This is a genomic window from Mycobacterium genavense ATCC 51234, from assembly GCF_000526915.1.
Classification (GTDB): domain Bacteria; phylum Actinomycetota; class Actinomycetes; order Mycobacteriales; family Mycobacteriaceae; genus Mycobacterium; species Mycobacterium genavense.
In genome coordinates this window covers 514,294-528,595 of sequence record NZ_JAGZ01000003.1, presented here as the reverse complement: position 1 = coordinate 528,595, position 14,302 = coordinate 514,294, and the positions used below count along the sequence as shown (strand labels likewise).

The 14,302-nt window shown below is 67.7% G+C and carries 8 protein-coding genes and 1 pseudogene; 3 read left to right on the top strand and 6 right to left on the bottom strand.

Annotated features, from left to right (window positions below):
- Positions 1-71 precede the first annotated feature (71 nt).
- Positions 72-1,976, top strand: coding sequence for a DNA polymerase III subunits gamma/tau (locus tag T428_RS0110245; protein WP_025736417.1), 1,905 nt, complete (start codon positions 72-74; stop codon positions 1,974-1,976).
- Between the two features lie 2 nt (positions 1,977-1,978).
- Here the strand turns inward: T428_RS0110245 and T428_RS0110240 are convergent, their stop codons facing one another.
- Together T428_RS0110240 and T428_RS0110235 are read right to left on the bottom strand one after the other, a co-directional pair.
- Positions 1,979-3,289 carry a class I SAM-dependent methyltransferase gene (locus T428_RS0110240; RefSeq protein ID WP_211243924.1) on the bottom strand — a complete coding sequence of 437 codons (1,311 nt, stop codon included), beginning with the start codon at positions 3,287-3,289 and terminating at the stop codon, positions 1,979-1,981.
- Positions 3,286-4,614 carry an FAD-binding oxidoreductase gene (locus T428_RS0110235; RefSeq protein WP_211243923.1) on the bottom strand — a complete coding sequence of 443 codons (1,329 nt, stop codon included), beginning with the start codon at positions 4,612-4,614 and terminating at the stop codon, positions 3,286-3,288. Before T428_RS0110235 ends, T428_RS0110240 begins: the two co-directional genes overlap by 4 nt.
- A gap of 129 nt (positions 4,615-4,743) precedes the next feature.
- Here T428_RS0110235 and T428_RS0110230 point away from each other — a divergent pair, with 129 nt between their 5' ends.
- A complete protein-coding gene (locus T428_RS0110230; RefSeq protein ID WP_025736414.1) occupies positions 4,744-5,181 on the top strand; it encodes an SRPBCC family protein in 438 nt (145 codons plus the stop codon).
- 4 nt (positions 5,182-5,185) lie between these two features.
- Here T428_RS0110230 and T428_RS36075 read toward each other — a convergent pair whose 3' ends face one another.
- The 3 genes and pseudogenes from T428_RS36075 to T428_RS36065 form a co-directional block, all read right to left on the bottom strand.
- Positions 5,186-5,371: a hypothetical protein gene (locus T428_RS36075; protein ID WP_425412020.1), complete on the bottom strand. Its 186-nt coding sequence runs from the start codon at positions 5,369-5,371 to the stop codon at positions 5,186-5,188.
- Entirely contained in the window at positions 5,296-6,087 is a 792-nt protein-coding gene (locus T428_RS36070; RefSeq protein ID WP_425412021.1) for a thioesterase domain-containing protein, read from the bottom strand. The genes T428_RS36075 and T428_RS36070 overlap by 76 nt, the downstream gene beginning before the upstream one ends.
- A pseudogene (locus T428_RS36065) lies at positions 6,073-12,942 on the bottom strand (amino acid adenylation domain-containing protein); the annotation flags it as partial. The pseudogene T428_RS36065 and the gene T428_RS36070, both read right to left, overlap by 15 nt.
- Here T428_RS36065 and T428_RS36060 point away from each other — a divergent pair.
- Positions 12,895-13,452, top strand: a complete 558-nt coding sequence (locus tag T428_RS36060) for a hypothetical protein (RefSeq protein ID WP_051465192.1) — start codon at positions 12,895-12,897, stop codon at positions 13,450-13,452. The pseudogene T428_RS36065 and the gene T428_RS36060 overlap by 48 nt on opposite strands.
- On the opposite strand, the gene T428_RS36055 is transcribed toward T428_RS36060, so the two are convergent.
- Positions 13,427-14,227, bottom strand: a complete 801-nt coding sequence (locus tag T428_RS36055; RefSeq protein WP_051465191.1) for a condensation domain-containing protein — start codon at positions 14,225-14,227, stop codon at positions 13,427-13,429. The two genes, T428_RS36060 and T428_RS36055, sit on opposite strands and share 26 nt — an antisense overlap.
- Between the last annotated feature and the right edge of the window lie 75 nt (positions 14,228-14,302).

Genomic DNA, 14,302 nt, shown 5'->3' with positions numbered 1-14,302 from the left:
CTGAACGCCGCCGGCGTACACTCGATAGCCAGCCGGGCTCTCGTCACCGGCCGCCAGTAGCCTGGGCGACCGTGGCGCTCTACCGCAAGTACCGACCGGCAACCTTCGCCGAAGTGGTGGGGCAGCAGCACGTCACCGAGCCGTTGTCCATCGCCCTGGAAGCCGGCCGGATCAACCATGCTTACCTCTTCTCCGGGCCGCGCGGCTGCGGAAAAACCTCGTCCGCCCGCATCCTGGCCCGCTCGTTGAACTGCGTGCAGGGGCCGACGGCCACGCCGTGCGGGGTGTGCGACTCGTGCCAGGCGTTGGCACCCAACGCGCCCGGCAGCATCGACGTGGTGGAGCTCGACGCCGCCAGCCACGGCGGCGTGGACGACACGCGTGAGCTGCGCGACCGGGCCTTCTACGCGCCGGCGCAGTCCCGCTACCGGGTGTTCATCGTCGACGAGGCGCACATGGTGACGACGGCGGGGTTCAACGCGTTGCTCAAGATCGTCGAGGAACCCCCCGAGCACCTCATCTTCATCTTCGCCACCACCGAACCCGAGAAGGTGCTGCCGACGATCCGGTCGCGCACCCATCACTACCCGTTCCGGCTCTTGCCCCCCAGGACGATGCGGTCGCTGATCGGGCGGATCTGCGAACAAGAAGGCGTGATCGTCGACGACGCGGTGTTCCCGTTGGTGATCCGCGCCGGCGGTGGTTCGCCCCGCGACACGTTGTCGGTGCTGGACCAGTTGGTGGCCGGGGCCGACAACAACCACGTCACCTACCTGCGGGCGTTGGGGCTGCTGGGCGCCACCGACGTCGCGCTGATCGACGACGCCGTCGACGCGCTGGGCGCCGGAGATGCCGCGGCGCTGTTCGGGGCGGTCGAATCGGTGATCGATGCCGGACACGACCCACGGCGATTCGCCACCGACCTGTTGGAGCGGTTCCGCGATCTCATTGTGCTGCAAGCAGTTCCGGATGCGATAAGCCGTGGTGTGGTGGACGGGCCGGAAGACGTGCTGGACCGCATGCGCGATCAAGCCGCCCGAATCGGCGCGGCGACGCTGACCCGCTACGCCGAAGTGGTGCAGGCCGGCCTGGGTGCGTTGCGCGGCGCGACCGCCCCCCGGCTGCTGCTCGAGGTGGTCTGTGCGCGCCTGCTGCTGCCCTCGGCCAGCGACGCCGAATCGGCTCTGCTGCAACGCATCGAGCGCATCGAGACCCGGCTGGCCATGTCCACCCCCGCCGGCGATACCGCTGCGGCGCCCGCGAAGCCGCCGGCCGCGGCGTCGAAAGCCCAGCCATCGGAGCCCGACGAGGTCCCGGCCGCCCGCAGGTTTCAGCGTAGAACCGCCGAGCCTGCCGAGCCGGCGCGCGAAGAGGTCCCCGACCCGGCCGCGGCGCCGCCACCGGATCCGGTACCGAATCCGGAACACGCCGCGGCGCTGGAGCCCGAACCCGCTTCTGCCCCGGGCGAACTCAATGTGGCTGCGATACGGACCATCTGGCGCGAGGTGCGCGACAAGGTTCGCGAGCGCAGCCGCACCACCGAGGTGATGTTGGCGGATGCCACGGTCCGGGCCCTGGACGGCGACACGCTGGTGCTCAGCCATCCGTCGGCGCCGCTGGCCAAGCGGCTGTGCGAGCAACGCAACGCCGACGCCATCGCCGGGGCGCTCAACGAGTTGCTGGGCGTCAGTTGGCGGGTGCGCTGCGAGGCGGGCGAATCGGCGGCCTCGGTCGCGGAGCCGCCCGTGCGTAAGACCGCGACTCCCACTCGCCGGGGCGCGGCTCTGCCGCCTCCCGAGGAGGAGCCTGCCGTAAACGATGCTGTCGCTGCGGAATCCGCTCAGCGGGACGGAGAGGAGCACATGCTCGCCGAAGCGGGCCGCACCGATTCGTCGGCGCCGCGGCGCGATCCCGAAGAGGCCGCACTCGAACTGCTGCAGAACGAGCTGGGCGCGCGCCGGATCGACGGCGGCTGAGCCTAAGGCCGCCACCAAGGGCGCAGCGGCAAACTGTCGGCGCCCCGCCGCTCCACATTGGCGGCCAGCACGTGATGGAGCTGAAGGTTGTTCTGCTCGAACGCAACTCGTGATGCGGCCATGTACAGGCCCCACACCTTGGCCACGGGCAGGCCCACTTCCTCAACCGCTTCGTCCCAGTGCTCGACGAGGTTGCGGCACCAGTCGCGCAATGTCATCGCATAGTGGTGGCGGAAGTTTTCGGTGTGCAGCACCTCGAAGCCGGTGTCCTGGACGTCGACCATGATGCGGCCGGAGCCGGTCAACTCCCCGTCGGGGAAGACGTAGCGGTCGGTGAAGCCGCCGGCGAACGTGTGCTGCTCGTTGTCGTGGCAGGTGATGCAGTGATTGAGCAGCAGCCCGCCGGTGCGCAGCTTCGACTTCAGGAAACCGAAGTAGGCGCGGTAGTTCTTCACCCCGACATGCTCGGTCAGCCCGATCGACGAGACGGCGTCAAAGCTGGACTCCCGCACGTCGCGGTAGTCGGAGTGGCGCACCTCGGCAAGATCGGAAAGGCCCTGGTCCTCGATCGCCTTTTGTGCCCACTTCGCCTGTTCGGCAGACAGCGTGGCGCCGATGGCCCGCACCCCGTGGCGGGCGGCGTAGCGCACCATGCCGCCCCAGCCGCATCCCACGTCGAGCAGTCGGTCACCGGGTTGCAGCCGCAGCTTCTCGAAAATCAGCCGGTACTTGTTGTCCTGCGCTTCTTCCAGCGTCGCGTCGGCGTCCGGATAAACCGCGCAGGTGTAGGTCATCGACGGCCCCAGCACCCATTCGTAGAACGTGTTGGACACGTCGTAGTGGTGGTGGATGGCTCCCGCGTCGCGGGACTTGCTGTGCAGCAACCCTTCTGCGAATCGGCGCCAGCGGGGCGGCGTTTCCAGCGGCGGCGGTGCGATCGGCACCAAATGCTCGATGCCGATCGAGCGGACCACCTGAGCCAGCGTCCACGCCGACGGCCGTTTGAAATCCACCCGGTCGGCCAGCATCCTGAGCAGCTCGTAGGGGTCGCCGGGGTGCACGCCGTGTGGCTGCAGGTCACCGGAGACGTACGCGCGGGCGATGCCGAGCTCGCCGGGCGCGGTCGCGAGATAGGTCGCACCTCGCGGCGAACACAGATCCAGGCCCATCGTGGCGTCTGCGCTTCCGGCAGTGCTGCCGTCGTAAGCGGTGAATTTCAGCGGGTGCCCGCCGCTTGCGGTGAAGATCTCGAGCACCTCGGCCATGTTGAGCTTGCGCTTGGTGGAGTGGTCGGGCTCTTTGGTTGTCGTCATCGTCGTTGCACCGCCTTTACATAGAGATCGAGCAGACGAGACTCGGGATCGTAGGATTTCTTGACCGTCTTGTAAAACTCGCCGCCGTACAGCTGGTCGAATTCCTCACGTGTGTAATAGGAGTCGGAGTACAACGACTTGTGCCCGTCGAGCTCGCTGACCTTCGCCTCGATCGCCCGATTGGTGGTCCCCACCCCGTCGCCGGCGGGCACCGAGGACCAGAAGCCGATGTTGACGTAGGTGTGGTCCGCCGGTATCGGATACAGCGGCCACCCCTCGTGATCGCGGAGTCGCAACGGGCACAGCCAAATCGGTGTGATCGGAACGTTGTCCAGAAACCACTCCAGGAATTCGCAGGATCGTCCGATCGGCACCTCGACGTCCTGGACCACCCGCTCCCGGGGCGGATTGCCCTTGCGGGCTTCGATCCGGTCGGAGATTCCGTAGCGGCGGTCCATGGCCACCAGCTTGGAGTAGACGCTGCTGCGCCGGTAGCGGCGCGGCCACCAGCGCCGCAGCCGCGGGTTCTGCACGCCGAATGCGCGTGAGCACCAAAACCAGTCGGTGTCCCATCGCCAGAAGTAGTCGTGCATCGTCAGCCGGTCGTCTTTGGTGCCGCCGACGGTGTCGTGCCGGATCGACTGGTAGTAGATCTTTTTGCCGGTGTAGTCGCTGACCGGTCCCGGGGTGGTGGTGCGGTTGCCCACGCACAGGTAGCTCTCGTCGGAACTGAAGACCACACCGTCGAGATAGTCGACCGGGACGCCGCCCTGCCCGCCGGTGTCGATGATGCGTTCGGCGGCCGCGACCAGCTCGGACAACGAGCGGAACCGGATGTGCCGCAACGCCACAAACGGCGCGATCGGTTCCAGCTCGATCCGGAGCCTGGTCGAATAGCCCAGTGTTCCATACGAATTGGGAAACGCGCGGAACAAGTCGCAGTGCCGATCACGCGACACGGTGAGCAATTCGCCGGCGCCGGTGAGAATGTCCATTTCCAGCACCGATTCATGCGGCAAACCGTTACGGAACGACGCCGACTCGATGCCCAGGCCGCTGACCGCGCCGCCGAGGGTGATGGTCTTGAGCTGCGGAACTACCAGCGGCGACAGGCCATAGGGCAGGGTGGCCGCGACCAAGTCCTGATAGGTGCACATGCCGGCCACGTCGGCCGTGCGGGACTCCGGATCCACGCTCAGCACACCGGTCAGTCCCGAGGTATCCAGGCCGCGCGCATCGCGTTTAGTGCGGGCGCGGAACAGGTTTGACGTGGGCTTGGCGAGCCGGACCGCGGACGTCACGGGGATGGAAAGATAACTCGCCATCAGCCGATCGACGCCCGACCTGTGAGCCGCGAGTGCAGATCCCGAACCTGGCACCACATATACCCTAGTCTTCGACCACACCCCGTGCACCCGCTCGCGAGCGGCATCACAGCAGAGGAGTCGCGCCCGATGGCACAGGTCAGCGCCGCCAGCACCATCTTGATCAACGCCGAGCCCGGGGCCACTCTCGCCGCGGTCGCGGACTACCAAAACGTCCGCCCGAAGATCCTGTCCTCGCACTACAGCGAATACCAGGTGCTCCACGGTGGGCAGGGCCAGGGCACCGTCGCCAAGTGGAAGCTGCAGGCCACCAAATCACGCAGCCGTGACGTCCAGGCCAGCGTCGACGTCGCGGGTCACAGCGTCATCGAGAAGGACGCGAACTCGTCGATGGTCACCAACTGGACCGTCGCCCCGGCGGGACCCGGATCCAGCGTGACCGTCAAGACCAGCTGGACCGGCGCGGGTGGCGTCAAGGGCTTTTTCGAAAAGACGTTTGCACCGTTGGGGCTGAAGAAAATTCAGGGCGAGGTGCTGGCCAACCTGAAGAAGGAGCTCGAAGGCTAACCCTCTAGCCCTGCGTCACCCCGCTGTGCAGGTAGCGCCAGAGTTGTTCGCCGTACGTGCGCAGCGACTCGGCCGTCAGCATTTCCAGGTGAGTGCTGTCGACCGAGTAGGCGGCTAGCTCTCCCCCGACGTAAGGCCGCCAAAGCCGCTGCTGGGAGCGGGCGCCCGGCCGGTTCGCAGTCCTCGCCACCGTGCCCTGGACCGGTCGCTTCGGCCTCGGGCCGCGGCGAAGATGACCATGTCGCCGTCGAAGACACCGGGCACATGGTCGGCCAGGCGCCGCTGGTTCGTCTTGACGCTGTGCACCATGAACACCAGGAGCTGCTGGGGCGGCAGCGGGAGCGCGGAGCCGTGTTGATGCATCAGTTCCTCGGCCTGCCGGTAGTTCAGCGGCCCGGACTGCATGGGTACGTCGATCCGGTTGGTCCGCAACAGGTGCTCCAGGATTTGGCTCTCGTCGGGTGTCTGGTTTTTGGTGGCAGCGCGGGTGGCGCTCAGCTTCGCGATGAATGTGCCCGCGCTGAACACCGGGTCGATCAGCACCAGGCCCTGCACCACGCGGCCGCGTCGCTGCAGTTCGATCGCGAGTTCGTGCGCGACGACGCCGCCGAAAGACCAGCCGAGCAGTCGGTACGGCCCGTCGGGATAGCGGGCTTGGATGCGGTCCGCGTAGTTCGCCGCCATGGCCCGAATCGAAACGGGCTCGGCTTCGCCGTCCTGCGGGATTTGGTTGATCCCGACGATCGGGCAATCCACAAACTCGCCCAGCGTCCGATACGACCAGCTCAGTCCCAGCCCGTCGTGAATGCAGCACAGCGGAGCGCCGGTGCCCCCTTGGAAGACCTCGACGGGAACCACCTCCGCGGCGCTGTCCTGCGTGCTCAGCTGCTCGCTGAGATTTCGCACCGACGGGGCATAGAACATGGTGCGCACCGGAAGGTGCACATCGAGAGCGCCGTTGATCGCGGCGATCACGCGCATCGCGGACAGCGAGTCGCCACCGAGGTCGAAGAATGAGTCGTCGACGCCCACTCGCTCGATGCCCAGCACCTGCGCGTAGATGCCGGCGATGACCCGTTCGGTCTCGGATTGCGGGGGTTGGAATGGCGTCGCGGCGAACACCGGCGCCGGCAGTGCCTTGGTGTCGATCTTGCTCGACGAGGTCAACGGGAACTCGTCGAGCACCACGATCTGTGCCGGCACCATGTACTCCGGCAGCCGCGCGCTCAACCGCTGGCGCACCGCGCTGATCTTTATGTTGGTGTGGGGATTGTTGGCCTGGGCTGGGCGGGCGTCCGCGCGGGGCAGGTACAGGTCGGTCGGTTCGGCACCGGCGGCGACGAGGAAGACCGCGTCGAGGGTGCCGGGCTCGGCGCCCCAGGTGACCGCGACCTGGTAGCCGGCGTTTTCGCCCAGGCGGTGCAGCTGCTCGGGAGTGACGCTGTCGGGGGCGGGCGCCATGAGCGCATCGGCCAGCGGCTGCCCGTCGGCGAGGGCGTGCTCGACGCAGACGTCGGCGATCAGCCTGGCGCGCGGGATCCCCGCGACGCGCACCGCCTCGGGACGCTGCGAGCCCAGGCGGGCGTGCAGTCCGAGTAGGCCCGCGCATTCGGGCCACGTCCAGGTGGGTGCGGTGGCCACCGAACGTACCGCCGCGGGCGTCTTGCGGATCACGACGTCGTAGCGGTACCGGTTGAGTTCGTTGTCGGCCAACCCACGTTTGACTTGGATATCGAGCCCGGCCGCCACCGCGTGCCCGGCGGCCCAGGTCGTGAAAAATTCTGGTGCCAAAAGCAATTAGGGTTCGCTGACCACGGCGCGGTGGACCCGCTGGCGGATCTCGCAGGCGTCGGCCGTGGTAGTGCGCGCGAGTGCGACTCCGGTCTGGAAGGCGTCCTGCAGCGTGTGGTTGCGGATGTCGCCGAGGAACAGCGCGCCGCCGGGGGCCAGCAACTCCATGGCACTGTCGAGCAGATCGGCCAGGTACCCCGCGTTGGGGAAGTACTGGACGACCGAGTTGACGACGATGGTGTCGAAGTGGCCGCGCGGCAATCCGTCGGTGACGTGCGCGGGCTTGGCCAGCAGTTGGACCCGGTCACGCCACGGGATCTGCAACCGCTCCAACGAACGCGCGAGGTTGTCGACGGCCACCGGCGACATGTCCGTGGCGACGTAGCGTTCGCAATGGGGGGCGATCTGGGAGAGCAGCAACCCGGAACCGGCGCCGATCTCCAGGACGCGGCGGGGTCGCAGCGCCATGATCCGATGCACCGTGGCCGCCCGCCACTCGAACATCTCCTCGAGCGGGATGGGTGCTCCGGTGTAGCTGCTGTTCCAGCCGCGGAAGTCCATGCCGAATTGCGAGACGGCGTCTTGACCGTCGTACAACTCGTCGTACACGCCTTGCCACTGTCCGACGATCTCGGCGTCGTGGTCGGCGGTGCTGGTGCGCCGCAGCGTGAGGTAGGCGACGAGGTTCTCGCCGACATCGCTGTGGTGCACGGTGGTGACGGCCTGGGTGACCTGCGGGCAATCCAGCAGGGCGCTGTCGATTTCGCCGAGTTCGATGCGGTAGCCGCGCATCTTGACCTGCTCGTCGGCGCGCCCGACGTAGCGCAGCTGCCCGTCGGCGCCCCAGCACACCAGATCGCCGGTGCGGTACATCCTGGTCGGCGGCGCGTCGGCAGTGACGAACGGGCAGGCCAAAAACCGCGACGCGGTCAGCCCGGGCCGGCGCACATATCCGTCGGCCAGCCCGGCACCGGCCACGTACAACTCGCCGACCACCCCGGCCGGCACCTGCCGTAACCAGTTGTCCAGCACGAAGAACGCCAGATGCCACAACGGGCCGCCGATGGGGCTGACCGCGCTGTCGACGTCGCCGTCGACGAGCTCGCGGAAGGAGGCGTGCACGGTCGTCTCGGTGATGCCGTACATATTGACCAAACGTGGCATGCCCGGATGACGTTGCAGCCAACTTCGAAGCCGTTGCGGCTCAAGGGCTTCACCACCGAACATCACCGTCGGTAGCTCCAGCCGCCTGGCGAGCCCGGGCTGCAGCGAATCGGCGGTTTGCAGCGCATAGAACGCCGTCGGGGTGCGGCTGAGTACGCCGACGCGTTCGGCGGCCAGTAGCGCGTGGAAGTTTTCGGGCGAGCGGGCCACCGATTCGGGCACCACCACCAGCCGTCCGCCGTGCAGCAGCGGGCCCCAGATCTCCCACACCGAGAAGTCGAACGCCAGCGAATGGCATTGCCTCCAGGCCTGTTTCATCTCCAGCTCGCCCTGCAGCGAGTGCAGCAGCCGGGTGACGTTGTGGTGTGGGACCGCGACACCCTTGGGAGCACCGGTGGTGCCCGATGTGTAGATGATGTAGGCCAGGTCGTCGGGGGCCGGCATCGGCAGGGCGGTGCTGGGGTATGCGGCGATGCGCGGGTCGTCGATCGTGACGATCGTCAGGTCGTGCCCGTCGAGCCGGTCGGACAGCGCGGCGGTGGTGACCGCGGTGACCGGCTTGGCGTCGGCAATCATGAACCAGATCCGGGAGTCGGGGTGGGCTGGGTCGATCGCCAGGTAGGCCGCGCCGGTTTTCAGCACCGCCAGGATCGCGATGATCGCCTCGGTGGAACGGGTAAACAGCAGCGCCACAGTCTGTCCCGGCCCTGCCCCGTGCGCGGTCAGCAGGTGAGCCAACCGGTTCGCGTCGTCCTCGAGCTCGCGATAGGTCATGGACAGACCCGCGAACGTCACCGCCAGCGCCCCGGGCTTGCGTGCCACTTGTTCGGCCCACCGCGCGGGAATCGACGCGGCTTCGACTGCGGCCCGGCTCAATACCGCACGGTTCCCCCAATGGTCCAGCCGCGCATACTCGTCGGGCTCGAGCAGATCGGTCGACGACAGCTGCCGGGTCGGCGGTCATGGTCACCAGCACCCGCCGCAGCCGCTCGATCAGTGCGCTGATGGTGTCCGTGTCGAACACGTCGGTGCGATACTCGACCGTGCCGCCGATTCCGGCGGGTTCACCGGTGTCGCCCCAGTGCTCGGCCAGGTGGAACACCAAATCCATTCGGGCAGTTTGGGTGTCCATCGGCAGTTGGGTGACCCGCAGATCCTCCAGTTCCAGCCCGGCGGCGGGATTGGCCTGGTGCCCGGGGGCGCTCTGCCAGGCCAGCATCTTGATGTTCGTAAGCGGCCAGGCTGCGCCGGCGGACGTGGCCCAGCAGCTCGGCATAGGTGGGATCCCCGGCCACCTCGACGCGCAGCACCAGGGTGTTGACGAAGAAGTCGACCAGCTCGTCGAGGGCGGGGTCGCGGCGCTTGGCGATCGGGAAGCCCACCGCCACATCGGAACTCGCGCTGACGGCCGAGAGCAACACCGCCAGGGCGGCCTGGATCACCATGAAGCTGGTCGCGTTGTGTTCGCGGGCGATGTCGCGGATGCGCTGTTGCAGCTCGGCGGGCCACTGCAATGCCATGTTGGAGCCGCGGTAGTCGGCGACCAGCGGGTAGGGCGGATCGGTGGGCAGCTGCAACCGCTCGGGCATTCCGGCCAGGGCGTGCTCCCAGTACGCCAGCTGGGCGGCGATCGGGCTGTCGGCGTCGGCCAGCTCACCGAATTGCTTGCGCTGCCACAGCGTGTAGTCGACGTACTGTATCGCCAACGGAGCCTGCTGCGGGTCCCGGTCGCGCCGTCGATTCCGATAAGCCTCGCCGATGTCCCTGGCCATCGGCGCCAGCGACCATCCGTCAAAGGCGATGTGGTGCACCACAATCCCGACGTAGTGCTCCTCGGCCGACACCGAGTAGATCTGCGCACGAATCGGGATCTCGGCCGACAGATCGAACCGGTATTTCACCAGTGCCACCATCTCGGCGACCATGTGGTGGCGCGCCAACGGTAGCACCGCCTCCCGGCCGCGCCGCCACATGCCCGGCGCGGCCGGCAACACCTCCTGGTATGGCACACCGTCGATCTCGACGAAGACGGTGCGCAACGCCTCGTGGCGGGCGATGACGTCGTCGAGGGCCGCGTCCAGTGCCTCGATGTCCAAAGCCCCGGCGATCCGGAACGCGGTCGGCATGTTGTAGGTCGCCACCCCGCCCTCGAACCGGTAGAGGAACCACAATCGGGATTGCGCAAACGACAGCGGGGTCAGTGCCGGTCGCTCGCCTGCGGTCAGCGGCTCGCGCCGGCCGGCCGTGCCGATGCGGGGCGCCAGCTGGGCGACGGTGGGTGCGTCGAACAGGGTGTGTACTTCCAGGTCGGCGTCGAGAGCGGAATTGATCGCGGTGATCAGACGCATCGCCGACAGGGAGTCGCCGCCCAGGTCGAAGAAGGAGTCATCGGCGCCGACCTGGTCGACTCCCAGGACCTGGGTGTAGATGCCGGCCAGGATTTCTTCAACGGCGCTGGCGGGGGAGCGGTAGTCGTCGCCCGCGCGGAATTCCGGCGCGGGCAGCGCGCGGACATCGAGTTTGCCGTTTGTGGTCAGCGGCAAGGCCTCGAGTGCGGCATCATGTAGGCGGGGAGCTTGTCGGCCAACGCATTTCGTAGCGCGCCCGGGTCGGCCGTCCCGGTGACATAGCCGATCACCTGGGTGGTGCCGGGCCCGTCTTCACGGGTGACCGCGACGGCCTGTTCGACGCCGTCAAACTGGCCAGCGCCGTTTGGATCTCCCCGAGTTCGATGCGGTAGCCGCGGATCTTGACCTGCTCGTCGGCGCGCCCGACGTAGTCCAGCTGCCCATTCGGATGCCAGCGCACCAGGTCGCCGGTGCGATACATCCGGGCGCCGCGTTCGCCGAAGGGGCAGGCCACGAACCGTGCCGCCGTCAACCCTGCCCGGTGCAGGTATCCGTATGCCACGCCGTCGCCAGCGACGTACAGCTCACCGACTACCCCGCTGGGTACCGGGCGCAGCCAGTCGTCGAGGACGAACAGTGCCGCGGTGGGAACCGGCCCGCCGATGGGCGCGGCTCCCGACCCCGCGGTCAGGGGCGCGCTCATCGAGGCGTAGACGGTGACTTCGGTGGGGCCGTAGGCGTTGATCACCACGCGGCCGTCGGCCCATTGGTCCACGACGTCGGCGGGGCAGGCTTCCCCGCCCAGCAACACCGCCACCGAGTCCAGTCGGCTCGGCACCAATGCCGCTGCGGCCGAAGGTGTTTGGGTCAGGACGTTGACGCCTTCGCTCGCCATCAGCTGGTGGAAGTCCTCCGGTGCGGCGGTCACCGACTCCGGCACCACGACCAGCCGCCCGCCACCGAGCAGGGCCGCCCAGATCTCCCACACCGAGAAGTCGAAACCGTAGGAGTGGCATTGCGTCCACACCTGTGCCAGCGGCAGGTGCGCGGGTGCCAAACTGGCCAGGTGCGCGAGGTTGCGATGAGACACCGCAACCCCTTTGGGGACACCCGTGGTGCCGGACGTGTAGATCAGGTACGCGATGTCGTCGGGCGACGGGGCCGCTGGTGCGGTGGCGGGTTGGGCAGTCACGGCGGGGTCATCGATTTCGACGATCCGGACGTCGTAGCCGTCCAGGCGCGGCCGCAGCTCCGCGTCCGGGTCGCGCTGGACATGTTCGGCGAACAACTCGGGGATCGACACCCGCGCGGCGCGCGCCGGGCCAGCGTCACCCGGTTGCCCACCTCGTCCATCAGGGCCTGCTCGTCGGCGTCCAACAGCTGAATCGACGACAACCTGCGGGTGGGTTCGGTGGTTATGGCCAGCAGCACGTCGTGCAGCTGCCGGATCAGGGTCTCGATGCTGTCCGCGGCGAAGACGTCGGTGTCGTATTCGACGCGCAGGCCGAGTTCGTTGCCGGGCATGGCTTGCAGCGTCAGGGGATAGTGGTTGTATTCGCGCGCGGTCATCTCGGTGATGGCCAGCCCGTCGACGCCGGCCAGGTTGGCGGCATCGGCGGGATAGTTCTCGAACACGAAGAGCGTGTCGAACAGTTGGTCGTGGCCCGTGACGCGGTGGATCTCGGCCAGCGCCAGGTGCTGATGTTCGAGGGTGCGGTTGTTGGCGCGGTGCAGCTGGTTGAGCAGGTCGGCGGTGGTGGTCAGCGGGGTGCAGTTGGCGCGCACCGGGACGGTGTTGATCAGCAGGCCCACCATCGCCTCGGCGCCGGGTAGCTCGGTGGGACGGCCGGAGACCGCGGTGCCGAAGGCGACGTCGTGCTGGCCGGTCAGCCACATCAGCAGCCGGGCCCAGCCCACCTGCAGCACGGTGTTGAGGGTGGTGTGATGCGCGCGGGCCAGGTCGCTGAGCGACTGGGTCATCGATTCGCTGACCCGCGACGTTTGTACGCCGCGTCGCCCCAAGCCGATTCGCGCGGGCGGGCCCACCAGCGTGGGAATCTCGAAGTCGGCGAACGCCTCTCGCCAAGTCTCTCGCGCGGCGGCGATGTCGCGTTCGACCAGCCAGGTCACGAAGCGGCGGTAGGGCGGGGGTACGGGGAGACGATGCCCGAAATAGCCGGCGAAGATCTCCTGCGCCAGGATCGGCAACGACCAGCCGTCGAGCACGATGTGGTGATTGGTGAGCAACAGGCGATGGCGGTCGTTGGCGGTGCGGATCAACGCAACCCGGAATGCCGGGGGCTGCGTCAGATCGCAGACCGCGGCGCGTTCGGCGGCGGCCACCCGTTCGACCGCCTGTGCATCGTCGCCGAGCTCGACGTATTGCCAGGCCGGCACCGGGTGGGCCGGGATGACCTGGATGGGCTCGTCGAATTGGGGGGCAGAACCGGCCGACCACGGTTTGCACGGCCAGGCGCAGCCGGTCGGGGTTCAGCGGTCCGGTGATGGTGATGCCCAGTTGCATCGCGTAGACATCGTCGTTGTTGCCGCGGATTGTGTTGGCGTGGAACAACAGTCCTTGCTGCAGCGGGGTGAGAGGCAGGATATCGGCGATGTGGTCCTGTTTGCACAACTCGTCGATCTGCTGCTGGTCCAGGCGCGCCGGGACGATATCGGATGGGGTCAGCCCACCTCCGCCGCGTCGGACGTGTGCACAGATTCCCGCCAGGGCGTCGAACCACAGTTGGCTGAGCCGGCTGATCTGCGGCTCGTCGATTGCCGACGGCGCCCAGGTCCAGGTGGCGTTCAGGTGCGGCCCGATCTCGGTGTCCAGGGTGCTGGCGTTGAGTTCGACGGTGTGCCCCAACGGCATTGGAACCGCCGAGGACGCCGCGGCGATCGAGAGACCATCCTGACTGACTTGCCACAGCTCGTCGGACAGCTCAGCCGCGCCGCCCCAGATAGTTGAACCCGATCGCCGGGTCCGATCCGGTCAGGTCCACGTCGGGGTTGAGGTAGCGCAGCAGCCCGTAACTCAGTCCGTCGGGCAAGGCGCGCAGTTGCTCTTTAGCGTCCTTGATCAGCGCACCCAGTCCCGGATCACCCGCGCACACCTGCGCCCAGTTCAGGCCGCCGACACTCAGTGCCACCGGGTATTTGGTGGTGAACCAGCCCACGGTGCGCGACAGGTCCACATCGTTGGCCAGCTCCTCGTGTCGGCCGTGGCCTTCGACGTCGATGCCGATCGGCTCAGCTCCGGCGTGCAAGAATTCCGCCCAGGCCAACCCGAAAGCGATCAACAGAATGTCTTGCACGCTGGCGTGAAACGCCGCAGGTACCTCGCCAAGCAGCATGCGGGTGGTCTCGACGTCTAGTTGCACCGAGATCTGTCCGGCACTGGCGTAGGTGTCGAGTTCGGGTTGCGGTGCGGGCAGCGCGGGCTTGATCGCCACGATGCGTGTCCAGGCCGCGGCGTGCCCGATGACCTCCGCGCTGCGGGCATGCTCGGCCAGCAGCCACGACCAGCGGGCCAGCGACGTCCCGCCCCCGGGCAACACGACCGGCTGCCCGCTGCGCTGCTGTGTCCAGGCGATGTTGATGTCCTCCAACAAGATTCGCCACGACACCGCGTCGACGGCGAGGTGGTGGATTATCAGCAACAGTTGACCGGTGGACCTTGCCCACACCGCGCTCAGCATCGTCCCGGTCGACGGGTTCAGCCGCGCCCGTGCCCCGGCCAGCACCTATTCGGACAGTTCGTCGACGGTGTCCAGGCACGCGCGGCCGTCCACCGACCCGGCCTCGGGCACCTCGAGCGA